Consider the following 23,562-nt stretch of genomic DNA (forward strand, 5'->3'; position numbering starts at 1 on the left):
CTCAACCTGTTTCAGGACAAGCGTCACTGCTGTTCTATCTCCGTGGGATCGACCGCCTCGTCGATTGCCGACGCGAACGCGTCGATGTCTGCCGCCCGCTGGAAGTTCAGGGCCTTCCACGTAACCTTTACGTCAGCCTGGTCATCCTTGACCTGCGTCCTTCCGAACTTCGCCGCTTCCTCGATGGCTGCACCGTCAACCTCGATGTCAGCGGCGAACGAAGTCGTCACGTTCTGGCTGCCGCTACCGACGATCACGACGACGGACTGGAACGTCACGTTCGACTGCTTGGCCTGGGTCGTGGCGGCGAAGACCTTGTCGTTGGTGTTGGCCTGCATCGTCCGGCGAATGACGGCCGGCCGTGCGGCGTCGATCTTCTGCCCGGCCCCCTCGCGGCGGTTTATCCGAAAATCCTGCTTGATCGTGACGCCCTGTGCCTCCGCGTAGGCGTAGATGGTGACGTCCTCCGTCCCATCGAGCTTGATCGGTCCGGTGTATTCCGAACCTTCGGCAGCGTTCGTGCCGTCGGTGTTCCATCGGATCGTTCCGGTGGGCTTGACCGTCAGCGTGACCTCGTAACCGCTGCCAACCGGCTTGGGCTGATGAGTGAGGTGCAGCCGATTGGTCCATTCATGGACATCGCCGGTTTCGTGCTCGCCATCCGGATCGATCGCGAGGAAGTAGCGCTTCATGTCGGCCGTGCGCACGGTAGTGTCGTCGAGCACCGGCGAGTCCTTCGTGACATCGGGATCGTTCGACCAGTGGATGACCGGCCTGCGGCCGGCATTCTGCGCACTGACATGGATCGTCGCCGTCCCGGTCCCTTCGTCGTAGCCGGCATCAGCTACCGCGATCCGGGTCTTCTGCTTGGCGAAAGGACCCTTTTCGATCCAGCCGTTGCCGGTGTCGCGCCATACCCCGCGTGCCTTGGCGAGGCGGATCAGCTCATCGAGACCGCCTCTCGGCAGCCAGAGCCAGCGGACATTCGAAATTGCGCGGTCCTGGATATCGGCGAGCCTGGTGGTCTTCTCCGTTCCTGGCCAGAGCATATCTTCGGCACGAATCCGAAGCTTCTCGAACTCGCCTTCGACGTCTTGCACGAGCTTGCTCGCGCCGGTTGCGGTGAGAGCGGCTATGACGGCACCCTCGCCGTCGAAACCGGAACCTTCGGAACGCCGGTGGCCGTCGAGCTTGAGCGGCGTGGCGACGAGGCCTTCACCGCTGCTGTCCTTGGCTGGATACCAGATCTTGTTCAGGGTTGAGGCGATCGTGGTGTAAACGTCGATCTCGGCTTCCGCTTGTCGTTCTTCGAGGTCGGGCCGGTTCGGGCTATTGACCCCTTCCTCCTTGAGGACCTTTTCGATGGCGTAGGCGGTTCGCACCTTCTGCTCGACCGAGGCCAGCGAATGACCGTCCCCGCTGACGATCGCGAAGTTGTTCTTCGCGGTTGTGTCGGAAAAGAGCTTGCTGGCGGTATCGGGTGGCAGCTTGGCATCCGGCGAGAGCACGATCAGGACGCGTTCGCCCCGGGTCTCGATATCCTCGACCTTCGGAAGGGGCTGCACCCTGGCATAAGCGGTCTTGAGCTTCGGCGCGAACACCTCTTCGAGACGCCGTGCGAGGTCTTGGTCGACCTTGTGCGCGGGCGCGTTCTTGGCGGTGTTCTCGATCTTCTTGGTTAGGTTCTCGTTCTTGGAAAAGAACCAAGCGCCGTTGTCGCGGCGATGGAGATACCACGAGATTGACTTGAGCGCATCGAATCCGGTGATGAATTCTGCTTCGGAGCGATGCGGAGCAAGCAGGTAGGCCAACACCTCGGTATCCAGCAGGCCTTTGACCGCGTCCGAAGCCTCCGCGAGCGAAGCCATGAGGATCAGCGTCGCCGCCTGACTAGCGGCGTCGTTCTGCGCATCGAGGTCGATCTGTTCCGCGTGCGCGTCGCTGGTGCCCGTGTCGACGATGTCCTGCGTGATCGCCGCATCGAGATTGTAGATGTTGTTGATCACATCGCGCGTTTCGCGGTCGGCCAAGTCGATGTGCTGAGGCCCAAGAAGATAGACGTCGTTGTGCTTGCGCGCCTGTGCCGAGCGGATCATCAGCGCGGCGAGCGTCATCAGGCCACGCGTCTGGCGGAAGTTCTCATTGTCCTTGAAGGTCGCGACGACGGTCTTCAGGCCGGGATGGAACGGATAGGTCGCCTGGACCTCGTCCGCGATCTTCTCGGCCGATCGCTCGAGCGTCTTGGAGGTCACGGCTGCGGACAGGATCTTGCCGTATTCCTCCGCAACGGCATCGACGACGGCGGAATCCGGTTCTTCGGTCAGAAGCCGCTTGCGCAGAATGGCATAAATCTCGTCTGAACCGAGTTCCACGGGGGTGATCGGCTTGGCCTGACGCCTGGCTTCGGCGGTCACCTGATCGATGATCTTGGTGAGGTCTGCGCTGGCCCTGTACTGGCCCACGAGCGTCGACAGCACCACGCAGAGGTGCGGCACCTTGGTCGCCGCGGAGAACAGGTTGGACAGTGCCTGGGACGTGACATCCGCCAGGGTCCCCCCGCCGACCGGGATGGAGACGGCGGCATCGAGATAGGGCGGCAGTTCGTCGAAGAGGATGAGCACGGGCTCATCTCCAAACAGATCGATCCAGTCCTGCTCATTCGGGAACCGTGGGCCATGAGCATAGAACTGTGCGAATTCCTCGGCCTTGCCGAGCTGTTCTGCGACGCTGCCCCAGAGGTATTTGTCATGCGGGATATTACGGCCCGAAACGACGACGACCTTCGCTTCGACCGGTTGGAAGCCCTCGGTTATCTTGGTGTCCAGCGTGCGCGCGACGGTCGGGTTCGCCGCGAGATAGCCAAGCGCGAGCATCGAGTGGGTCTTGCCTCCGCCCATGGCCTGCCGAAGTTCGAAGATCGCCTGCTTGTTGGTGCCGGCCAGACGCTGCAGCCCCTGACGGATGAGCGTCGCCATGCCTTCGGTGACATAGGTCTTGTCGAAGAAAGCTTCCGCGTCTTCGTGCGTATGTCCGGCCAGGTCGGATAGATCCTCGATCTGGTCCGTGAGCGCGAAAGCGATCGCATCCTGTTTGAAGGTGCAGGTGTCCAAGACAGTCTGAAGCATTAGTCGTCCCTGTTCATGAATTGCTCGACGAGCCGGGTTGTGTTGCAAAGGGTGTGGCCGCGGTCCTGCAGTAGAGTCAGCAGGCGTGGGGGAAGGGTATCCGGCAGGTCTCGATCCCCGGCCGCCCAGAAGCGGACGAGCCGATCGGAGACACCGACGTCACGCGCAAGCGCCCGTTGCCAATGATCCCCATAGAGCGATTCTCCGACTGCCCTGATTAGCTCGTGACCTTCCATGTTCCTAATTCTAGGACAAGAACTTCAGGAAGCATAGCGACCCTAGGGTAATTGTCCCCATCCGATGCTCGGCTTCCATGTTCATCCGGTTGCCTGTTCACCGCATGTTCTCTACCATCGAAACGATGACCGATCCCGACCTCATCTCGATCCTGCACATCAGCGACTTCCACTACACCCAGCGAAAGGCGCGAGAGCAGGGCATCATCGTCGACGCTCTGATTGATGACTTGAAGAAGCTGTGCATCGGGCATCGTAAGCCCGACCTGATTGTCTTCACGGGTGACCTTGTTCAAGCTGCTGGCGTTGATCCTCACGCCGAGGCTTATGATTTTTTCATTGAGCGCGTCTCGAAGGCCACCGGGACGAGCGACGATCGCATTTTCCTCACACCTGGCAACCACGATCTTTCCCGAGCGGTGACCGAGGCGGCGGCAGACATCCACCGTGAATGGCGCGGAGATCTGGGCAAGGGGGACGAAATGGCCTTGCTCAATCGGAGGTTCGAAGCCGGTGAATACGATGGGCTGGCCAAGGACAAGTTCGAGGCATTTGATGACCTCGAGGCGTATCTGCGTGGCGATGATCACGAACACAGCCGCAAGATGGAGAACGCTTTCGTTCGGGTCGATCGGGTGGAAGCGCTCAACGTGGACATTATGACCTTCAATACGGCCCTCCTGTCGACCGGCGGCAGCGACAAGTTCGAGGGTGACGAGCGAAATCTGGCGGTCCCGGAATACGCGATCATGGAAGCTGTGAAGGCATTGACGCCGGGATCTCTGCGCGTGTTCACGACGCATCATCCGTTGTCATCGCTCAGCGAGGCTTCCTCACGCTACCTTGAGGACCAGATCACACAGCACGCCCACTACCACCTGTTCGGACACATGCACGACCCCAAGCCGAGGAGTGTGTCGGCGCTACGTGGCGAAGTCTTCACCGATCAAGCGGGGGCGATCTTCACCGCCCGTAAGGAATACTACAACGGTTACTCGCTGATCACGATCGACCGGGCGACCGAACACACGGAGGTCCTGATCCGCTCCTACTACAAGGAACGAAACGAGTTCGCCGAGGGCACCGATATCTGCGAGGGCGGGAAGTGGTATAAGGACAACGAAGCCCGCCAGCACTTCCGCAAGATCGCTGCGCCGGTCGATTTCGACAAGTTCCGGTCGCATCTCGGCGGGGAATTCAGGGCCCGGTTGGCCGAGGAGGATGCCGCGCCAGGTGGCGATGCGGAACTGCATCAACGGTTCGTCGAACCGCCCATGATGAAGACGTCGATCATCGACGCGAAGACGACCGATGCGCCGGCGGAAATTCAGGTGTCGGTATCGTTCGACGATCTTGTGACCAGCAGCCGGAACGCGATCATCTATGCACGGCCCGAATACGGTCGCACCAGTCTCCTGCGCGAATTGCGGCATCGCATGGTCCGCGATGTCGATGGTCCCGAGTTTCCTCGCCTTCCCGTCATCATCGACTTCTCGCAGATCGCTCAGAACGTAAACAAAGTGCTCGGATTGGTCCGTGGGTCCGCCGCTCCACTTCCCGAGGGGCACGATACCGAAGGGCTCCTTAAGCTTGGCCACCTTTGCGTCATGGTCGACGATGTGCACTTCGATGACGCGAAGCGCATGCGGTTACTGCGCGATTTCGTGAAGGCGTATCCCAAAGCGAGGTATGTATTTTCCAGCAACTGGGACGCGGTCTACCGGTTTGGTGCGAAGGTTAATCCGGAGATGCCTGTGCGATTCGAGTTCATCGAACTGCAGGAGCTCAAGCGTCGGAATATGCGTCAACTCATCTCCAAGTTCGAGCATTGCGACGACGTAGAAGGCTGGCTGGACCGATTGCAGGATCAGTTCCGCGAGATCAACCTGCCATTCACGGCGGCGAACGGCACCATTTTGCTGGAGATAATCGGCTCCAACGGCAAGTTCGCACCGGTCAACCGTGCGGTTCTGATGGAGCAGTTCGTTGAGACTACCCTGGAGAAGGCGGCGGAGAACCAGAGCTACCGGGCCACCTTCGATTTCAACAACAAGGCCAATCTGCTTTCCTATGTTGCAGCTTGGATGGCACGCGAGAACCAGTATGTGCCCCTTCGCGAGGACGTGCGGGCCGCGATGAGGACGTGTCTCGACGAAATGGGCCTCGATGCGCCGCCGCTCGACGAGCTGATGGACGAGTTCCTGTCTGCTAACCCGTCTTATTCACCGGGTGCGGCCTGAAGGGTTGGCGGGAGTGGCATAAGCCTCTGATCTGTTTTAGGAACTGGGTGTCTACGCCGGCCCTGTCGCAGGGCAGAAAATGTCACAGGCCACACCCGCCATGAACGATGATATCGCAAGCCCATTCCGATTCCCAGCGGTGCATCGCAAGAAAGTCGCCGCAGCCTTCGACGGTGGCCGCCTCACTTCGGATGGCGGGGTTTTGCTGCTGGCACAGGCCGAACGCGCGATGGGGATTTGCCGGCGGCTTGCGGGCTGCATTGCCGACCGGCGCTCTCCTGCGCGGGTGATCCATCGCCTCGACGACATCCTGCGCGCCCGCGTGTTCGCGATCGCGTGCGGCTACGAGGATGCCGATGACCTTGACGCCCTGCGTGACGATCCAGGCTTCCGCCTGGCGCTGGGCAAGTTGCCGGGATCGGGCGCGGGTCTCGCCAGCCAACCGACGATGAGCCGCTGGGAGAATGCGCCGACCACACGCGAGTTGGCCAGGATGATGGCCGAGATGATCGGCATATACTGCGCCAGCTATCCCGTGCCGCCCAAGGCGGTGACGCTCGATATCGACGACACCTGCGATGTCGTCCACGGCTATCAGCAACTCTCGTTCTGGAATGGCCACCATGGCGAGCGCTGCTTCCTCCCGGTCCACGTCTATGACACCGCTACTGGCCGCCCGGTCGCCATGCTGCTGCGCACCGGCAAGACACCGTCGGGTGCCGAAGCGGCGGGTCACATCCGACGCCTCGTGCGCCACATCCGCCGGCACTGGCCCAATACCCACATCACCATCCGCGGCGACGGGCACTATGGCCGGCCCGAGGTCATGGCCTTCTGCGAGGCCCACGGCATCGACTACGTGCTCGGCCTGCCAACCAACGCCGCGCTGCGCACCGATCCGGTCATTGTCGCGGTCGCCGATGCCTGCGCGGTCAGGCGGGCTCAGCGCCAATGCCCGGTCCTGCGTAACTATGCCGAGACCCGCTACGGCGCAAAGACCTGGCAGTGCCAGCGCCGCGTCGTCGCCCGGATCGAGGCCAGCACGCTGGGCATGGACATCCGCTATGTCGTCACCTCGTTGGCAACAGGATCGGCCGAGCACATCTACGACACGCTCTACTGCGCGCGTGGTCAGGCCGAGAACCTGATCAAGCGCCACAAGTCCCAGCTCGCCAGCGACCGAACCTCGTGCCGCTCGGCCAATGCCAACCAGATGCGCCTCATCCTGCACACCGCCTCCTACTGGCTGATGTGGCGTATCCAGCAGGAAATCCCCAAAGCAGCGGCACTGGCTGCAGCCGAGTTCGCAACCCTGCGCATCCGGCTGCTCAAGGTCGCTGCCCGCGTCATCGAGAACGCCTCGCGCATCCGCTTGCGGCTAGCGTCAGCCTGCCCCGATGCCAGCGTGTTCAGAGCCATCGCCATCGGTCTCCGGCCTGCACCAACATAGCCAGCGCGGCAGTGCCGCTGACCCCCGCCCCGTCCATCAACCTCGAAAAGCCCATTGATCCTGCCGCGGTGAAAAATGCCGACGATGGCGCACGTCCAGGCCACGCCGCCAATGTCAGATCACCGCCGAACGAGCCCGGAGCGGCGGCCTCATGAATAAGACAGGCTAAGATCTTCGAGCGCCGTTCTGACGACCGAGTGGCGTTTCGATACCGCGGCGTTATGGAGTATTTTATCGCCTACCGGATGACCGTCGATTCTGCGTTCAAGGATTGGGTCATGGAGGAGGGCCGTTATCTGACCTTTGTGAACGAGCTGCTCTACTATGCCGGAAAGACGAGGAACGACCCGAGCTTGATCGATCTTGTTCGTGATCGTCATCTGACAATCTTTGGCGAAGCAACGAAGCATCTCCAGCCCATCGACCTCAATGTGTTCGACGATTTCGTCCTCCCCAGGGATGACGATGGTGAGACGATCGAGGACGCCGCGGAGCGGATCGCGACACCACCGCTTTCGCCGGAGGAGAAGGACGAGGAGTTCGATCTGGACATGCCGAGGGACGAGGAAGGCCGGCAGGAGGTCTTCCGGCCAAAGATCACCGACGTTCACGAGGCGCTGACTTTTTCGCTGATGCTCTACTCGGGACTGCTTCGCAATTTCGAGCACATGACCGACGCAAAGAAGCGCGAGCACCTTGGGCACATCTGGCGCAGCTGGGGAGCAATCATGCTGGACAATGCCCGCTTCGCACCTCGTCTCGCAGCTGAGCGTAAGATCCGTATGAACGGCATCCTATATGAACTTCAGGCCCCCAAGGGCATGAGCGATGCTGCCGTTCTCAAGCAGATGTTGATCACACTGCCGCACGCGATGATCCGCATGATCGCAACCACGATGGGCACGGAGAAACTGCGTAAACAGTTGATCGAACCGGATCTGGAGGAGGGGCTGGAGCCGAAGGTCATCAAGATGTTCAGGGTCGGGCTCATTACCGAGCTGCGGCTCGACGAGACGCCGGGCGCTGTGAGTGACTTGGTGGGCACGCTGCGCGAGAATATGTATCTCCTATGGTCCTTTGTGGTCCACCTGAGCCATTTGAGGCGCCATGACCGCATCCGCGAAGATCACGTAAAGGCTCTGATGCCTCCTACCGCTTCGGCTATCGCCGATATCGGAGGCGGGTCCAAAAGGGAGCGAGCCGACCGTAAGAGCAAGCAGATGGCGCGCTTGCAGCGCGAGCAGCTGTTGTTGAAGATGAAGCGCGACAAACCATAAGCTTCGTCGTGATCGGTAAGTACCCATTTCGGCCCGGTTCATGGATACGCGGACATTGCAAGTAGGAGCTAGCAAGCGGCAAGTTGCAGCCTGAGACTGCCGATATCGGTAGAAATTTTTACCGCCTCCTCGATACCACCGGTGTATGACGATTCGGACGCCGAGGATCGGCGAATTCAAGCATATTAGCGGAGTAGGTGAGATCGTGGGCCTCGGTCGCGTTCGTCAGCCGACCGGTGGGGCGCAGGAGGTCGAATGCCAGGTGATGCTGGCCGTCGACATGGACCGGCGGTCGTTCGACCCGGACATAGATACGACCTCCGAATGGGTCGGCTGTGGACAGCTGGATCTTCTGGTGCCGGGCACTCGGTGGGAGAATGGAGCATACGCTGGCAGCGGCCCGACCAAGGCCGAATCTGGTCAGTTCCATAAGATTAGCGACGAGACCCTCGGTTTGGGCGATCGTGTTCAGCCATCGGGTGGCCGACCTTTTCCAACCCTCGGCATCGCCGATGCCCCCTGCTTTCTCCTCGAAGCCGCCGACGCGGGCGGCGGCGTAGCGAAGCGGCGCGTGATTCTGCTGCCCAAGATGGAGCTCATCCGCTGCCTCTTCGGCGTCGGCAACGACGTGCTCCTCGAACTCTTCGACGGTTTGCACGGAGGGCCGGCTGCGCCCGACCGCTCCCCGATCGACCGAGGTCGATCGTTCATCGATACGGACGGTACGGCCATCATCGCGTCGAACAAGGACATGACGGATGACAGGGCGCTCGTCGTTGCGGCGGTGCTGTTCGACGAGGCCATGCGCACCTTGCATCGTCAGGTCTACCAGCAGCTGAGCGTGAACCCTGCATGGCGGGATGCGCAAGCGGTCTACGTGGATATGGCTTGGCCTTGGAAGGGCCCAATCCCGATGAGGGTCTCGGGCAGGTGGATCCGGCGAACAAACGGGTTGAGACGGTTCGTCGTGTCGCACATCGACGAGATAACGGTTCCTTTCGATTTCGAACGGATCGAGGTCCGCTATCCGGGATCATCCCGCGTGACGGATATCTCGCAACCCGTCGCCGGTGGCCGCATGCGCCTCTCGAATGCGATGCGCCCAGCTCTCGCCACCGGAAGGGCCGCGTCTCCTTCCCGTCATCCTCTGACCGTCCAGACCGGTACAAGTGGGAAGATCGACGCTACTGGAATTCAGGTGGCCCACATTGATGTGGGTGGCCGAAGTCGGGGAACCGAGAACATCATCGGTGAGCAGCGTCGTGACGACGCGCTATTCGGCACGGGTGGTCGACATCCAGGAGCCGATCCCGAGATCGGGTCCGCCGTTACCCGGCGCGGTGAGATGATCGAAGACAATCAGCCATCGCGTTCTATGGTGGAAGCATTGCGAAAGACATGGACGGCCCTCGAAGCCGCTTGCGAACAGCAGGGTTGGAACATGGTTGCCTTGCCACGTCATGATCCTGTCGGGGCAAGCTCTCCCTACGGCGGCCTAGATTTCGAACGGGAGCCACTCGTGGCCAAGATCCGCTCGGACGGCATTAGGCTGTTGGTAGTCGATCGCGGCTCTCCGTCGGGTGATGAGGTAAGCCTGGGCATTCTGATCCCACGAGATGGCTCGACGCCAGACCGAGTGCTAGCCAATGCCGCTCGCAAGGCCAGCGATGCCGTCGGCGGGCGTTGGCGTTCGCCGAGATGTAGGTCCGACGTGTTTGATATCGTGTCCGTCAACCGAGCTCAAAATTTGTGGGGCGATGCCGGAGCGTTCAGGGACGCGATGATTCGTCGGCTGGAAACGGTGCTGGAAAAGGCCCGACGTTAGTTCGGCGCATCCGCCATGGCTTCGACCCGCCACCTGGACGGTCTGGTCTGCTTCCTCTCGTAGTCCATGTGCCGGTAGATGGTCGCGCGGCTCTCGCCGCAGATCATCTTGAGGTCACGGTACGTCGCTTTGCCTTTGGTCCGCCGCAACCAACCGGCAGCGGCGGCGACTTCGGGCTCGCTGGGGTAGTAGGGCCTGGAATCCAGATACGATCGCAGGATGGCCTCGTAGGCGAAGGGCGGTGAACGCATGTCCTTGATGGCATGGGAGCGCTGGATGCCGGCTTCCGCGCAGGAGTGGACGAACCTGAAGGGCCAACCGGCCATGACGCGTTCCACCAGATCGAACAGGCGATGACGTTCCTCAATCGAGAGGTATTCGATCGGCTGACGGGCAGTCGGTTTCGCATACGGAACCGGATCCCCGTCCCAGTCGCGTGCGACAGCGTTGCGAAATGCATCCGCCTTCCTGCCGTTCACGAAGAGCGTGGCGACCTGCCGGACGATCGCGAAGCCCACGTGCGACCTCAGCGTTTCGTCCCCGAGCTGCAACCAGCCCGTGCGGAGACTGCGCTCTAGACGGGACTGCCATGCAACGTGATCCGGCCTCGTCCATGCCTGTTTCCCTTCCCGCACGTCGCTTCCGCACCTGAAGCAGTGCATCGCCGTAGCGGCAGCATGGGGGTGCAGCGGCGATTCGCATTCGGGGCACCTGTCGCGAAGCATCTTGCCGTGCCTTGTGCAGGTCGTGACGAACGCCAGCCGCCAGATCTTGCGGTAGTGTGGGCGATCGTCCTCGGTCAGGCAGTCTGCGCAGTACTGGAGGCCAAAACGGTGCCTGAGGTTGTTGTCTATGGTGGTCGGCAGCAGCCAAGGGTTCCTCCCCTTCGGATTGTGCGTGGTGAGCAGGGTGCCGACCAATGATGGCAGCGTGCAGGCGGCGATCTCGTCCGGCGAGCGTTGCGTGCCGATCGAGATCCGTTCAATGATCCGATCCGGAGCGTAGTTGTCGAGGTCTTGGGCGAGCAGGTTCTTCCTCGATCCGAAAATCGTGTTGAGGAACGTGATCGGCTTCAGGTCCATACCGGCCGCGAGACGGCAGAGATAGGACGAGAGCAGCTCGTCGGGTTGCGGTTTTGGCTGGTATGGCCAGGGCGGCAACTCGAGATGCCTGCGCCGTGGAGTGAGCCTTTCCGAGACCATCAGGCGGCGCGGCGACCGACTGATACGATGCTGCGGTCCTTTATCTTGTCGATCGTGAAGGCGGTGATCCGCTCCTCACCGCTTTCGATGGCCACCTGGCAGGCATCGTGCAGCAGGTAGTTGAGCCGACCGATGTAGCCCTGTGAAAGCGAATAGAGGGCCTGGATCACGTCTTCGCTGGACCGGAGGACGGATGCTCGGCGCAATGGCAGCATACGCTCGAACGAAAGCAGCACCTTCACGAATTCCGCAAGAGTGAACGGTTTCAGCTTCACGACCCTATTGAGCCTCCCCGCGATCTGGTCGTCGCTCGCCATCAGGTCGCGGACCTCATGCGTTCCGCCGACGACGAAGGGCCGCCCGGTTTCGTTGATCAGGCTCTTCATGAACGTGAGGAAGTCGACGAGCTTCGAGTTCATCCGGTTGTCACGCTGGATGTCGTGGACCTCGTCGATCATCACCGTGCCCACACGGCAGGACTTCAGCATCATGATGACGTGGCTGCGCAGATCGGCAGGAGATGGATTGTAGCGCAGGGGATGTCCGAGCTCGATCAGGATCTTCTTGAGCAGGATGACCGGATCCGGGTTGTCCGGTGCGGTCAAGTAGATTGCCGGGAACTCGGCATATTCCGTTCGCAGATCGATCTGCGGCGGGTTGAGATCCCGGAACGCGGTCAAGGTTCTGCTCTTGCCCGTATCAGCTTCGCCCGCGATGATCAGCCCCCGCGGCTTCGTCGACGGAGCCGCGTTCATGCAGTCCTGGAGAGCGAGGAACGCCTCCTTCGTCGACGGCGTGGGTACCCATACCCTATCCCAGCAACGATAGAGGCGCTCCCGCCCGTCGATGTCCAGGAATTCCTGCATCTCGGGCCTGAGAGCCCCGTTCTCGTAGTAGCCACTCATTCGAATACCTCGTCGAGTTCCTCATCGCTGATGTCGGCGAGGATTGCCGCTAGGCTGCCCTCGTCAGATTTCGGGGCAACCGGCTGTGCGGCTGGACCCAGATGTTTCGGGGCTGGCGGGGTCTGGATGGAATCCCTCCCTGTAGCCGTGTCCACCACAGGGAAAGAAGCAGTGGAGGCACTTGCCCTCATCCGGTCATGATGCATCTTCCGTGCAGCTTCGCGTTGGGCGGTCTTGGTCTTCTTCTTGGCCTCTTCGATGTGCTTCTGCTGTTCGGTAATGATCTTGGCCAGCACTTCGGGCGTGCGTTCGCGCGACCGTCTCAGGGCCTCGCGGCGCGCCTGCTGCAGTTCGTAAATGCTGGCGAGCGGGAAGTTCAATTGGCGGACGTGAACCGCGATCCACTCGTCGCTATCGTCGCTGTCCGGGCTCTCGGTCTTCCGGTCGGGATGCCGGACATAGATGACTCGCACGTCGAATGGATGGCGCCTGACTTCGATGGCGCCGTAGTTCTTGCGGTTCCGCACCAGCCACCGAAGTGCCGGACTGTAGTAGTCCAGGTGATCGATACGGATGCCGTATCGCTGGATGGTCCGGGTCACGAGCGGGAACCAGTGCATCCGGAACTGGAGATTGTCGACGTAGACCGGCGGGAGCCGGTGACGCTGACCGTGGGGGCCGAAAAAGTAGCCCTTGAACTTCTCCAGCGGCGTCTTGCCGATGCCCGTGTGAACCTCGTTGTGATATTCGTCGACCATGAGCCAGGCGTGCTTGGTCACGTCCTGCAGGGTGAACGCGGCGGTCATCTCGGGACGGAGTTGCTTGCGCTCGTCGGCGGTCGCTCCTGTCGCACCAGGGAGATCCTTGAACCTCGTCGCGAGGGTTCCGTTCAGGCGCTCGATGTGCGCGCCGTACTGCGGTTGGCCGATAGGCCTCCATTTGAGACGAATGCCGAAGTGCTGGGCCGAGGCCCGCGCGGACTTGCCGGTGAATTCACCGGCGTTGTCGGCTTCCAGCCTGACGGGTTTTCCTCGGATGGGATTGTCCCACTCGATCCCATGTTCGCTCGCGACCGCGTCCTTGCTTGTCATGCCGTTTATCATGGCCATACCGAAGGTCATCGTGCTCGGCGCGTCGAGTCCGACATGCATGCCGAAGACCATCCGCGAGAAGACATCGATCGCGAGTGTTATCCACACCCGCCCGATGACCTCGGTGCGGTCCTCGGACAGGATTTCGATGTCGGCCTTCCAGTGGTCGATCTGGACGACTTCCAGCGGACGCCGGACGTCCGGGTAGTGGTCGAGGATGGGATCGTGGGTCTTCCGCGTCTCGTTATAGCCCTTGCGCGCCTTGGTGAACCTGTATTCGGGTATCCGGGACAAGCGGTCCGCTAGCGTCGATTGCGATACCTGCAGCCCGGCATTTTCGAGCCGGCTCTTCACCTCACGATAGAATTTGCGGGGCGAGGCGCCTTGCCTTGTCAGCACCACCTTCTCGATCACCTCCTCGATGATCTGCTGCGCCCGATGATTGATGCGTGGCTTGCCCCTGCCTCCCGGCCTGGTGGGCGGAGGGAGATGATCGGTCCTGCCGGTCTCGCGATAGCGCGCCAGCGCCTTGTAGGCCGACGAGATAGATATGCCGAGGCTGTCGGCAGCCTGCTGAACGGATGCTTTCGTGTTGCGGTCCTTGTCGAGCAGCGGACCGAATGCGGAGAGATAGGCGTCGATCTTGGAAGCGCGGATGGGATCGACGGTCACTCCGTCCTTCACCTTCGCGTGGGCTGCCTCCGCTTCGAGTTCCTTGATCGGAGCGTTGAAGATCTCGCCTTCCACGCTGGCGACGACGAGCGTGTCCATGTCGCGTGCACCGATGACCCGCATCGGTGCACCACCGTAACTGACCTTGTCCCCTTTTCTCGTCCCAATAAGCAAGCGATGCGGCTCCAGTAAATCGTGCTGGACCCGAGTCTATAGCATTTGTTCCCTAAATGTTTACAAAGAATCTTCATCGGGGAACACCTGGGCTCGACGTGCCGACCGGTTCTATTGGAGGCGGCAAACAGCGACTATTGGTCGGAACTACCGGTCACGCTGCATCTGCTTCATCCAGGGACCGCAGGATCGGATCATCGAGACGTAGGTCCCGCTTACTCAGATCGCGCACCCGGATGACCGAATGATCACCGAATTCGAGTGAGAGGTCACAGGTCAGCCTGCGCCAGGCGACGCACTGCTCGATGCTCGCCCTGGCATCGGGCTCCTCGACGCAGTTCTGACGCATGAGTGCAATCGCGTCAGCGACTTTGATCGCCTCATGGCCGACAGCGTCCTGCAGGATGTCGACGCTCACCAACTCCGGATCTGTTTCGAGGTACTGGCTGAGCAATCGGGCATTACGTAGGTATGGTGTCCTGATCCGAATATCGTCCATGATGCGGAACGCCGCGCCCAGATTGTCAGCAGCTCGGCGAGCGGCCTCGAATTTCGCGGCATAGTTGGACGCATTTGCGATGAGATCGGCGCGCCGCTTGACCTCGATGATGTATCTGGCCGCCGGCAGGTCGCCCGACGCGTGGAGCTGGACGATGATGTCTGGCGTGTAGGTGCGTCGCTTGCCGTCGAACTCGTACTCGATGATCGGCTGGGTGAGCAGGTCGTACACGCCAGGTGCGAAGGCGAGCTGATCGAGCAGTTCGCTTTCGAGTTCGGATTCCGTTTCCTGTGGGCCGGACGGGGTGTTGAGAGGAACGAGGCTGCGGAACGATCCGAAGGTGGACTCGATTTTTCGCTGCTGGAAGTGTTCTCGCAGGACCATAAGTCCGACCTTAGAATAGGTTACGGCTCTACCGCCACGTGTAAGTGGTCGCATAAGCTTTTCCTTCTATTTCGGTTGGTCTCGCTAGCTTCGCTGATATTCCAGCTAGCTTGTCGGATTGTGGCCCAATGAGGGGCTCGAGATTCCCGTGTACTTTCGTGATTCACAGCCGATCTCGCCCTGCCCCCTCCGGCGGAGGGATCGGCGGAGGTCGCCGCCCGGGTGGCGGCGGCGCGGCAGGTGCAGGCGCAGCGGGGGATTCGCAGCAATGCCGAATTGGATGGAGATGCGTTGGAGGCCCATGCCACGCCTGACGAGGCCGGCCGCGCGCTGCTGCTGCAGGCGGCAGAGGCGATGCGGCTATCGGCCCGCGGCTACACCCGCATCCTGCGCGTGGCGCGCACCGTGGCCGATCTCGCCGGCGCGGAGCGGGTCGGGCGGATCCATGTGGCGGAAGCGCTCAGCTATCGCCGCCAGCCACCGCGCAATTGACCCGTCTAGCGCGCTTCCAGCAGCCCGAGGGCGACCAGTTCGCGTTCTAGCCCTTCCGCGCCGGTGAACAGATGCGCCTGCCAGCCGCGCGCCCGCGCCGCCTCGACATTGGCCGGATTGTCATCGGTGAAGAGGATTTCCCGCGGCGCCGCGCCAAAGCGCGCTTCCGCTATGGCATAGATGGCCGGATCGGGCTTGGCGCGCTGTTCCACGCCTGAAACCACGATGTCGCCGAAGTGGCCCAAGAGCGGGAAGGTCGGGCGAAAGCGGCCCCACAATTCGACGCCAAAATTGGTCAGGGCGAACATCGGTACGCCGCGCTGCGCCAGTCGCTCCACCAGTTCGGGCATACCGGGCACCGGCCCGGGGATCGTTTCCAGGAAGCGATCGGCATAGGCGTCGATCAACGCGGCCTGCTGCGGGAACAGCGCCTTGCGTTCCGGCAGCATCGCCGCCAGCGGGCGGCCGGCATCATGCTGATAATGCCATTGCTCGGTCACGACATTGGCGAGGAACCAGTCCAGCTCCTCCGGATCGTCGATCAGCTTTTCGAACAGATAGCGCAGGTTCCATTCGATCAGCACGCGGCCGATGTCGAACACCACCACCCGTATCGGCACGGCGCCTGCGTCAGACACGCAAAAAGCCCCCGAAGTGACGGGGGCTTTCGCGTTCATCGCGGCCGCGAACGAATCGCGGCGCGGCAAAGATCAACCCTGGCGCGCCTTGAAGCGGCGGTTGGTCTTGTTGATCACATAGGTCCGGCCGCGACGACGGATCACGCGGTTATCGCGGTGGCGGCCCTTCAGCGACTTAAGGCTGTTGACGATTTTCATGGCTCTCGTTCCAAAACAAACAGCACCGGAGACATGCCCCGGTGCCGGAATATCACGAGGGGGCCGTTACGGGGGCAGGGCTGCGAAGTCAACCTTCGGCGCGAATCTCGGCCAGCTTTCGCTCCCATGCGAGGGCATGGCCGACGATCTCCTCCAGATCGGCGTGCCGCGGCTGCCACGGCAGCGTGTTCATTAGCCGCGTGGGGTCGGACACCAGCGAATCGGGATCGCCCGCCCGCCGCGGTGAGAGGACGCGCTTGATCTTGCGATTCGTTACCCGGTCCACCGCGTCCAGCACCTCCAGCACCGAGAAGCCGCGCCCATAGCCGCAGTTCATGGTCAGCGAGCGATCGGGCTGCTGCACCAGCGCTTCCAGCGCCAGCACATGGGCGGCGGCAAGATCGCTGACATGGATATAGTCGCGCACGCCGGTGCCATCGGGGGTCGCATAATCGGTGCCGAACACCTGCACATCCTCACGCTTGCCCAGCGCCGCTTCCACCGCGACCTTGATGAGATGCGTGGCCCCGGCGGTGGACTGGCCGCTGCGGGCCTGCGGATCGGCGCCGGCCACGTTGAAATAGCGCAGCGCGCAGAAGTTGAAGCCATGCGCGGCAGAGACATCCGCCAGCATCTGCTCCGTCATCAGCTTGGACCAGCCGTAGGGATTGATCGGCCGCTTGGGCAAATCCTCCGTCACCGGCGAAACCTCGGGAATGCCATAGGTCGCCGCGGTGCTGGAGAAGATGAAATGCGGCACGCCCGCCTTCACCGCCGCCTCTATCAGGGCCCGGCTCTTCACCGTGTTGTTGTGGTAATATTTGAGCGGGTTCTCGACCGATTCCGGCACCACGATGGAACCGGCGAAATGCATGATCGCCCGCGTCCCCTGCTCCGCAAAGATGCGCGCCAGCAGCGCCCCATCCTCGATATCGCCGCGGTAGAAGGGCACGCCGTCGGGGATGGCGAATTCGAATCCAGTGGTGAGATTGTCGATCACCGCGACCGGCCACCCGCCATCCTTCAAGGCCAGGACCGCATGGCTGCCGATATAACCGGCCCCGCCGGTGACCAGAACGGAAGGTTTGCTGTTCATCAATGCCCCCTAGCACTGCCATTCGCAGAAAGCGCCCGCCCACAGCGCCAGCATTCTCGCCGTGCCGTGAAACCTGTTGGTTGCGCAACCCTTTGAGTGCAGAAACGTTGCCATATGATGATGCGCGCTCTCCTTCTCTCGCTCGCCAGCGCCCCGCTGCTCGCCGCCTGCGCCACGGCCTATGTCTCGCCGGTGGAAGTGACGCGCTTCACCGGCAGCCAGCCGGCCCGGCTCGGCCAGGGCACCATCGCGGTGGTGCCGGAAGCCAATGCGCCCGGCGGCGGGCTGGAGTTCTCCATCGTGCAGCGGGCAGTGGCCGATCGCCTGCAGGCGCTGGGTTATCGCGTTGTTCCCGGCGAAGGGGCCAGTCAGGTGGCTGAACTGGGCTTCGCCAGCTTTGCGCAGCAGCCCGGCGGTCGCAGGTCCCCTGTCAGCGTGGGCGTGGGCGGATCGACCGGCAGCTATGGCTCCGGCGTCGGGCTGGGTGTGGGGATCGACCTGTCCGGGCCGCCGCCTGCCATGATCGACAATTCCATGCATGTGATCATCCGCGATAATGCGACTGGGCAGGCGCTGTGGGAAGGCCGCGCGGGCTTCCGCGCTGCAGAGAAGAGCGACTATGCCTCCCGCCAAGCCGCGGCCGCACGCCTGGCGAGCGCGCTGTTCCAGGATTTCCCCGACGAAAGCGGCAAGACCGTGGAAGTGACCCCGCGCGACTGAGCGGCATGGGTTCCATGCCGCGCTGCGAACGACTATCGCCGCGGCATGAATGACATCCAGATCGACGCCGGCTTCGACAGCGGCAATATCGAAGTCCTCTCCACTTCGGGCGCGACAGCGCGCCTGCGCATTTCGAAGGACCACCTTTCCGACTTCTACCAGTGGTTCCACTTCCGCGTGGCCGGCGCCGCCGGGCGTGAGCTGGAGCTGAAGATCACCGATCTCAACGGATCGGCCTACCCGGCGGGCTGGCCCGGCTATCGCGCGTGCGTGTCGGAGGATCGCGATTACTGGGGCCGCGCCGAAACTCAGTTCGACAAGAACGAGGACGGCGGCACACTCACCATCCGCCATGCGCCGGTGGGCGATCTCGCCTGGTTCGCCTATTTCGCGCCCTATTCGCAGGAACGGCACCATGATCTGGTGAGCGAGGCGGCGGCGAGCGAAGGCGTCTCCTATCGCTGCCTGGGCCACAGCGTGGACGGCCGGCCGATCGACTGCCTCGAACTGGGCGAAGGCGATATGCCGGTGTGGCTCTATGCGCGGCAGCATCCGGGCGAGAGCATGGCCGAATGGTGGATGGAAGGCGCGCTGGAGGCGCTGTGCGATCCGGCCGATCCCGTGGCCCGCATCCTGCGCAGCCGCTGCCGCCTGCACATCGTGCCCAATTGCAATCCCGACGGCTCCTTTCGCGGCCATCTGCGCACGAATGCGCGCGGCGTGAACCTCAACCGCGAATGGGACAATCCGACCGAAGAGGACTCCCCCGAAGTGCTCGCCATCCGCAATGCCATGGATGCCACGGGCGTTCGCTTTGCCATGGATGTGCACGGGGACGAGGCGATCGCCGCCAATTTCCTCGCCGGCTTCGAAGGCGTGCCGAGCTGGAACGAGGAGCTGCAGGGCCAGTTCACCCGCTTCGCCCGCATCCTGGAACGGCGCAGCCCCGATTTCCAGACCGCCAAGGGTTACCCCGTCACCCCCGCCGGCAAGGCCAATCTGTCCATGAGCACCAACCAGCTGGCGGAGCGGTTCCGCGCCTGTTCGATGACGCTGGAAATGCCCTTCAAGGACAATGACGACCTGCCCGATCCCGACCAGGGGTGGAGCCCGGAACGCTGCAAGCTGCTGGCCCGCGATTGCCTTGCCTCGCTGGTCGAATGGCTGGACGGCTGAAGCCGTAGCCCCGCCCCGCTTCGCATTTGACTGGCGCGCCGTTCGGTGGAACGCGCCGCGCGAGAGGAGAACCCCATGACTGCCCTGCGCCCCGACATCGATCCCGACGGCCTGCTGGAATATTCCGTCGTCTTCACCGACCGCTCGCTCAACCACATGAGCAAGGCCTTCCAGGAGGTGATGCGGGAGATCCACGCCACACTGTGCGAGGCCTATGGCGCGGACCGGGCGGTGGTGGTGCCGGGCGGCGGCACCTATGCGATGGAATCCATCGCCCGCCAGTTCGCCACGGGTAAGACGGCGCTGGTGATCCGCAACGGCTTCTTCTCCTATCGCTGGAGCCAGATCTTCGAGATGGGCAGCATCCCTTCGCGGGAGATCGTGCTCAAGGCGCGCCGCCAGGGCGATGGCCCGCAGGCCCCCTTCGCCCCCGCCCCCATCGCCGAAGTGACCGAGGCCATCCGGCGCGAGCGGCCCGAGATGGTCTTCGCCCCGCATGTGGAGACGGCATCGGGCATGATCCTGCCCGATGGCTATATCGCCGCCGTGGCCGATGCCGCGCATGAGGTAGGCGCGCTGTTCGTGCTCGATTGCATCGCGTCGGGCTGCATCTGGGTGGACATGCAGGCCACCGGCGTGGACGTGCTGATCTCCGCCCCGCAGAAGGGCTGGTCCGCCCCGCCCTCCGCCGGGCTGGTGATGATGAACGAAGCCGCGCTGGAACGCTGTAAGGCGGCGCAGTCCACCAGCTTCGCCATGGATCTCGCCAAGTGGAACGCGATCATGGAAGCCTATCTCGGCGGCGGCCATGCCTATCACGCCACCATGCCCACCGATGCGCTGCGCAAATTCCACGACGCGATGCTGGAAACGAAGGCGATCGGGTTCGAGGCTCTGCGCAAGGCGCAGTGGGAACAGGGCAATGCGGTGCGCGCCATGCTGGCCCAGCGCGGGCTGCAATCGGTGGCCGCCGATGGCTTCGCCGCGCCCGGCGTGGTGGTCTGCTATACCGATGATCCCGCAATCCAGAACGGCAGCAAATTCGCCGCCCACGGCCTGCAGATCGCGGCGGGCGTGCCGCTGATGGTGGACGAGGGGCCGGACTACCGCAGCTTCCGCATCGGCCTGTTCGGGCTGGACAAGCTGAAGGACGTGCCCGCCAGCCTCGCCCGGCTGACCCAGGCTTTCGACGAGGTTCTGCCCCGCTAACTCCTGCTGCAAGAACCGTTTCGGCAGGTCAAATATGGCATGCGCTTGGAACACGCTGGAACAGTGTTCTTCGCTAAAAAATCCTCCGCCTTTTGAAGGCGTTGCAACGCGCCACGGCAGGCGGGTATTGGAGCGGCGGAGGCGAAGGAAGCAGGCGGAGCGCATCGCCGCACGATGCCCACGGCGGGGCGTGTAGGATAGCGCGCTTTCGCCAGCCGACCGGCGGGACCTGGAGCCCCGCCGATCCGCTTCCGCACCGCCTGCTGGCGGAACGAGCTAGGCCAGCAGGCGCAGCTTCGGCTCGCGATCCCAGTGTCGGGCCGGCGCGATGGCGAGGAACTCCGCATTGGGGACCACGCCCGCGTCCGGTTCGATCCCCAGCTTGTCGAGGATCTCGGCCTTGGTCGCGGGGCAATATCCGATCGTCTTGCAATGCGCATAGGCGTCCATGAACCAGGCCTGCGCGGCGCTCTCCTTGGCGAGCTTCTTCGCATTGTCGGGCATGATCGCGCAGGCGACCGCGTCGAACAGCACGGATGGCGAGCCGGCAAGCTGGCCATCGGCCGACAGCGTCCCGCCCTTCACCTTCATCGGCCCGACCTTGGGGGCGACGAGGAAGGGGGTTCCGCCGCCCTCCTTGATCCCGGCCACCAGCGTGTCGATCGCCGCCTTGTCGGAGCCTTCGTCGAACAGGATCGCCACCTTGCGGCCCTGCATCACGGGCTGATAGTTCTTCTGGATCGACAGCGCCGGGCTCTCGTCCATCTCCACCCGCTCGCGCGCGACCGGCGCGGCAGGCGGCAGGTCCATCGCCAGGCCGTCCGCCACCCGCCGGGCGAGATCCTCGTCGATGTTGCGCAAGCGGCTCATCACCCGGATCCGCACCGTCTCGATCAGCACTTTGGACAGTTCGAACACGATGGCTGAGGCGAGATGCGCCTGCTCGTTATCGGTCTGCGAGAGGTAGAACAGCCGCGCCTGGCTGTAGTGATCGGCGAACAGCTCGCCTCGTTCCCGCACCTTCAGGCCGGGGTCGTTGCGCTCGGCATTGGCGGGGAAGGTTGTGAACCCTGTCGCGGGGGCCTCGCGCGGGCCGCCCTCCTCGCCATTCTCGGCAAGGCTGTTGGGCTCGTAATTGGCCCGCCCCTTGGGCACCATGGTCTGCATGTGCCCATCGCGCTGGAAATTGTGCATCGGGCACTTGGGCGCGTTGATCGGAAGCTGGTGGAAATTGGTGCTGCCGAGGCGCTTGAGCTGGGTATCCAGATAGGAGAACAGCCGGCCCTGCAGCAGCGGATCGTTGGAGAAGTCGATCCCCGGGACGATATTGGCCGGGCAGAAGGCGGACTGCTCGGTCTCGGCGAAGAAATTGTCCGGATTGCGGTTCAATTCCATCGTGCCGACCTTGCGCGGCGGCAGCACTTCCTCGGGGATGAGCTTGGTCGAATCCAGCACGTCATAGGGCTGTGCGGCGGCGAATTCCTCGTCGAACACCTGCACGAACAGATCCCACGCCGGGAAATCGCCCATGTCGATCGCTTCGAACAGGTCGCGGCGGTGGTAGTCGGGATCGGCCCCGGCGATCTTCACCGCCTCGTCCCAGCAGGTCGACTGCACGCCCAGCCGCGGCTTCCAGATGAACTTGCAGAAGCTGTCCGCCCCTTCGGCATTGACCAGCCGGAAGGTGTGGATGCCGAAGCCCTCGATCATCCGCAGGCTGCGCGGGATGGCGCGGTCGCTCATCGCCCACATGATCATGTGCATGCTCTCGGGCATCAGGCTGATGAAGTCCCAGAAGGTGTCATGCGCGCTGGCCGCCTGGGGGAAGCCGCGGTCGGCCTCCATCTTCACCGAATGGATCAGGTCGGGAAACTTGATCGCGTCCTGGATGAAGAACACGGGGATGTTGTTGCCGACCAGGTCCCAGTTCCCCTCGTCGGTATAGAACTTGACCGCGAAACCGCGCACGTCGCGCGGCGTGTCCACGCTGCCGGCGCCGCCCGCCACGGTGGAGAAGCGCGCGAAGACCGGGGTCTGCTTGCCCTCCTCCGCGAACAGCGAGGCGCGCGTCAGTTCGGGGATGGGATCCGTGCAGGTGAACACGCCATGCGCTGCCGAGCCGCGCGCATGGACGATCCGCTCCGGAATCCGCTCGTGATCGAAGTGGAAGATCTTCTCGCGCAGCACGAAGTCTTCGAGCAGGGAGGGGCCGCGCGTGCCGGCCTTGAGGCTGTTCTGGTTATCGGAAACGCGGATGCCCTGATTGGTGGTCAGCGCCGCCGCCTCGTCCAGCGCGCCGGTATCGCTGGCCTGCTGGTGGGTCTCGCCGCCCTCGCCGCGCTCGAAGGAAAAGCCCTTGTCGCCGCCGGGGTAGTCGGCCTTTGTTTTATTCGATGCCAATGGACAATTCCTTCCAGTGATGGGCCGGGCGGACAGCGCGCGGGGGATGGGTGCAACGCGCCTTTTCGCTCGGAAAAAATGATCGCCGCCGTCAGGCGGTTTCGGAGGCCTTCGCCTCCAGGATTTCAGCACAATCCGCGCAAGGCTCCGCCGCCGTGCTGCGCTGCCGCCCCATGGTCCAATTGCCCTGCATGCGGACCTTCGGATTGGGGGCGCACCAGATTTCGCCGGTGGCGTCGATGGCGGTGACCCAGATGAGATTATGCTCCTGGCTGTAATCGATGACGCCGATGGCCATGCCATCGCCCTTGCCAAGGACGTGGAGCGGAATGGGAGGGTTGAGCTGAGTGAACACCTGTCACCGCCTTTCGACTGCCCAACCTGCCGGAAATTATTAGGTTCCCAAGGGAATTGGCGCCCGGAGCGGGAACCAAACCAGCGGGCGCGCAGGCGGCCCGGCTGGTCGCGGAGGGCGTGCCCTGGAACACGCTGGAACAGTGTTCTTAGGGAAAAAATCTGGTGCGCTTTGAAGGCGTTGCAATGCACCCGCGCG

The 23,562-nt window shown here is 62.8% G+C and carries 17 protein-coding genes and 1 pseudogene; 8 read left to right on the forward strand and 10 right to left on the reverse strand.

Annotated elements, in window-relative coordinates:
• Window positions 1-23 precede the first annotated feature (23 nt).
• A complete protein-coding gene (locus tag AEB_RS00150; protein WP_119081271.1) occupies window positions 24-3,125 on the reverse strand; it encodes an anti-phage-associated DUF499 domain-containing protein in 3,102 nt (1,033 codons plus the stop codon).
• A gap of 361 nt (window positions 3,126-3,486) precedes the next feature.
• On the opposite strand from AEB_RS00150, the gene AEB_RS00160 reads away from it, so the two are divergent.
• The 4 genes from AEB_RS00160 to AEB_RS00175 all read left to right on the forward strand — a co-directional run bounded on the left by AEB_RS00160 (window position 3,487) and on the right by AEB_RS00175 (window position 10,153).
• On the forward strand, window positions 3,487-5,601 hold the full coding sequence (locus AEB_RS00160; RefSeq protein ID WP_172592941.1) for a metallophosphoesterase family protein: 2,115 nt from the start codon (window positions 3,487-3,489) through the stop codon (window positions 5,599-5,601).
• Between the two features lie 100 nt (window positions 5,602-5,701).
• Window positions 5,702-7,051 carry an IS1380 family transposase gene (locus AEB_RS00165; protein WP_172592942.1) on the forward strand — a complete coding sequence of 450 codons (1,350 nt, stop codon included), beginning with the start codon at window positions 5,702-5,704 and terminating at the stop codon, window positions 7,049-7,051.
• A gap of 221 nt (window positions 7,052-7,272) precedes the next feature.
• Window positions 7,273-8,328 carry a hypothetical protein gene (locus tag AEB_RS00170; RefSeq protein ID WP_119081274.1) on the forward strand — a complete coding sequence of 352 codons (1,056 nt, stop codon included), beginning with the start codon at window positions 7,273-7,275 and terminating at the stop codon, window positions 8,326-8,328.
• A 145-nt stretch (window positions 8,329-8,473) separates the two neighbouring features.
• Window positions 8,474-10,153 carry a hypothetical protein gene (locus AEB_RS00175; RefSeq protein WP_119081275.1) on the forward strand — a complete coding sequence of 560 codons (1,680 nt, stop codon included), beginning with the start codon at window positions 8,474-8,476 and terminating at the stop codon, window positions 10,151-10,153.
• On the opposite strand, the gene AEB_RS00180 is transcribed toward AEB_RS00175, so the two are convergent.
• From AEB_RS00180 to AEB_RS00195, 4 genes are all read right to left on the reverse strand, one after another.
• Window positions 10,150-11,355 carry a TniQ family protein gene (locus tag AEB_RS00180; RefSeq protein ID WP_119081276.1) on the reverse strand — a complete coding sequence of 402 codons (1,206 nt, stop codon included), beginning with the start codon at window positions 11,353-11,355 and terminating at the stop codon, window positions 10,150-10,152. The genes AEB_RS00175 and AEB_RS00180 overlap by 4 nt on opposite strands.
• Window positions 11,355-12,260, reverse strand: a complete 906-nt coding sequence (locus AEB_RS00185; RefSeq protein ID WP_119081277.1) for a TniB family NTP-binding protein — start codon at window positions 12,258-12,260, stop codon at window positions 11,355-11,357. The genes AEB_RS00180 and AEB_RS00185 overlap by 1 nt, the downstream gene beginning before the upstream one ends.
• The gene (locus tag AEB_RS00190; protein WP_172592943.1) at window positions 12,257-14,122 is read right to left on the reverse strand and encodes a Mu transposase C-terminal domain-containing protein; all 1,866 of its coding nucleotides are present in this window, start codon (window positions 14,120-14,122) and stop codon (window positions 12,257-12,259) included. Before AEB_RS00190 ends, AEB_RS00185 begins: the two co-directional genes overlap by 4 nt.
• Window positions 14,123-14,351: 229 nt before the next feature.
• Window positions 14,352-15,080: a TnsA endonuclease N-terminal domain-containing protein gene (locus AEB_RS00195; RefSeq protein WP_172592944.1), complete on the reverse strand. Its 729-nt coding sequence runs from the start codon at window positions 15,078-15,080 to the stop codon at window positions 14,352-14,354.
• A gap of 168 nt (window positions 15,081-15,248) precedes the next feature.
• Here AEB_RS00195 and AEB_RS00200 point away from each other — a divergent pair.
• Window positions 15,249-15,572: pseudogene (locus tag AEB_RS00200) on the forward strand (YifB family Mg chelatase-like AAA ATPase); the annotation flags it as partial.
• Window positions 15,573-15,577: 5 nt separating this feature from the next.
• Here the strand turns inward: AEB_RS00200 and AEB_RS00205 are convergent.
• The 3 genes from AEB_RS00205 to galE all read right to left on the reverse strand — a co-directional run bounded on the left by AEB_RS00205 (window position 15,578) and on the right by galE (window position 17,504).
• Window positions 15,578-16,210, reverse strand: coding sequence for an HAD family hydrolase (locus AEB_RS00205; RefSeq protein ID WP_231958826.1), 633 nt, complete (start codon window positions 16,208-16,210; stop codon window positions 15,578-15,580).
• Between the two features lie 72 nt (window positions 16,211-16,282).
• Window positions 16,283-16,408, reverse strand: a complete 126-nt coding sequence (ykgO, locus tag AEB_RS00210) for a type B 50S ribosomal protein L36 (protein ID WP_029724010.1) — start codon at window positions 16,406-16,408, stop codon at window positions 16,283-16,285.
• Window positions 16,409-16,496: 88 nt separating this feature from the next.
• Window positions 16,497-17,504 (reverse strand): UDP-glucose 4-epimerase GalE, encoded by a 1,008-nt coding sequence (gene galE, locus AEB_RS00215; RefSeq protein ID WP_119081280.1) that lies wholly within the window; start codon window positions 17,502-17,504, stop codon window positions 16,497-16,499.
• A 114-nt stretch (window positions 17,505-17,618) separates the two neighbouring features.
• Here galE and AEB_RS00220 point away from each other — a divergent pair, with 114 nt between their 5' ends.
• The 3 genes from AEB_RS00220 to AEB_RS00230 all read left to right on the forward strand — a co-directional run bounded on the left by AEB_RS00220 (window position 17,619) and on the right by AEB_RS00230 (window position 20,609).
• Complete coding sequence (locus AEB_RS00220; protein ID WP_231958827.1) at window positions 17,619-18,224, forward strand: DUF4136 domain-containing protein; 606 nt, start codon at window positions 17,619-17,621, stop codon at window positions 18,222-18,224.
• Between the two features lie 45 nt (window positions 18,225-18,269).
• Window positions 18,270-19,400, forward strand: a complete 1,131-nt coding sequence (locus AEB_RS00225) for a M14 family metallopeptidase (protein ID WP_119081281.1) — start codon at window positions 18,270-18,272, stop codon at window positions 19,398-19,400.
• A gap of 75 nt (window positions 19,401-19,475) precedes the next feature.
• Window positions 19,476-20,609, forward strand: coding sequence for an aminotransferase class V-fold PLP-dependent enzyme (locus AEB_RS00230; RefSeq protein WP_119081282.1), 1,134 nt, complete (start codon window positions 19,476-19,478; stop codon window positions 20,607-20,609).
• 276 nt (window positions 20,610-20,885) lie between these two features.
• Here the strand turns inward: AEB_RS00230 and AEB_RS00235 are convergent, their stop codons facing one another.
• Complete coding sequence (locus AEB_RS00235; protein ID WP_197714458.1) at window positions 20,886-23,009, reverse strand: catalase; 2,124 nt, start codon at window positions 23,007-23,009, stop codon at window positions 20,886-20,888.
• 91 nt (window positions 23,010-23,100) lie between these two features.
• Window positions 23,101-23,307: a hypothetical protein gene (locus AEB_RS00240; RefSeq protein WP_119084362.1), complete on the reverse strand. Its 207-nt coding sequence runs from the start codon at window positions 23,305-23,307 to the stop codon at window positions 23,101-23,103.
• Between the last annotated feature and the right edge of the window lie 255 nt (window positions 23,308-23,562).

The sequence above is a fragment of the Altererythrobacter sp. B11 genome (assembly GCF_003569745.1).
Taxonomy (GTDB): Bacteria; Pseudomonadota; Alphaproteobacteria; order Sphingomonadales; family Sphingomonadaceae; genus Croceibacterium_C.

What these genes read in the sequence shown, in the direction of transcription:
- AEB_RS00150 (WP_119081271.1), bottom strand. Translation starts at nt 3,125, where the DNA reads ATGCTTCAGACTGTCTTGGACACCTGCACCTTCAAACAGGATGCGATC.
- AEB_RS00160 (WP_172592941.1), top strand. Translation starts at nt 3,487, where the DNA reads ATGACCGATCCCGACCTCATCTCGATCCTGCACATCAGCGACTTCCAC.
- AEB_RS00165 (WP_172592942.1), top strand. Translation starts at nt 5,702, where the DNA reads ATGAACGATGATATCGCAAGCCCATTCCGATTCCCAGCGGTGCATCGC.
- AEB_RS00170 (WP_119081274.1), top strand. Translation starts at nt 7,273, where the DNA reads ATGGAGTATTTTATCGCCTACCGGATGACCGTCGATTCTGCGTTCAAG.
- AEB_RS00175 (WP_119081275.1), top strand. Translation starts at nt 8,474, where the DNA reads ATGACGATTCGGACGCCGAGGATCGGCGAATTCAAGCATATTAGCGGA.
- AEB_RS00180 (WP_119081276.1), bottom strand. Translation starts at nt 11,355, where the DNA reads ATGGTCTCGGAAAGGCTCACTCCACGGCGCAGGCATCTCGAGTTGCCG.
- AEB_RS00185 (WP_119081277.1), bottom strand. Translation starts at nt 12,260, where the DNA reads ATGAGTGGCTACTACGAGAACGGGGCTCTCAGGCCCGAGATGCAGGAA.
- AEB_RS00190 (WP_172592943.1), bottom strand. Translation starts at nt 14,122, where the DNA reads ATGGACACGCTCGTCGTCGCCAGCGTGGAAGGCGAGATCTTCAACGCT.
- AEB_RS00195 (WP_172592944.1), bottom strand. Translation starts at nt 15,080, where the DNA reads ATGGTCCTGCGAGAACACTTCCAGCAGCGAAAAATCGAGTCCACCTTC.
- ykgO (WP_029724010.1), bottom strand. Translation starts at nt 16,408, where the DNA reads ATGAAAATCGTCAACAGCCTTAAGTCGCTGAAGGGCCGCCACCGCGAT.
- galE (WP_119081280.1), bottom strand. Translation starts at nt 17,504, where the DNA reads ATGAACAGCAAACCTTCCGTTCTGGTCACCGGCGGGGCCGGTTATATC.
- AEB_RS00220 (WP_231958827.1), top strand. Translation starts at nt 17,619, where the DNA reads ATGATGATGCGCGCTCTCCTTCTCTCGCTCGCCAGCGCCCCGCTGCTC.
- AEB_RS00225 (WP_119081281.1), top strand. Translation starts at nt 18,270, where the DNA reads ATGAATGACATCCAGATCGACGCCGGCTTCGACAGCGGCAATATCGAA.
- AEB_RS00230 (WP_119081282.1), top strand. Translation starts at nt 19,476, where the DNA reads ATGACTGCCCTGCGCCCCGACATCGATCCCGACGGCCTGCTGGAATAT.
- AEB_RS00240 (WP_119084362.1), bottom strand. Translation starts at nt 23,307, where the DNA reads ATGGCCATCGGCGTCATCGATTACAGCCAGGAGCATAATCTCATCTGG.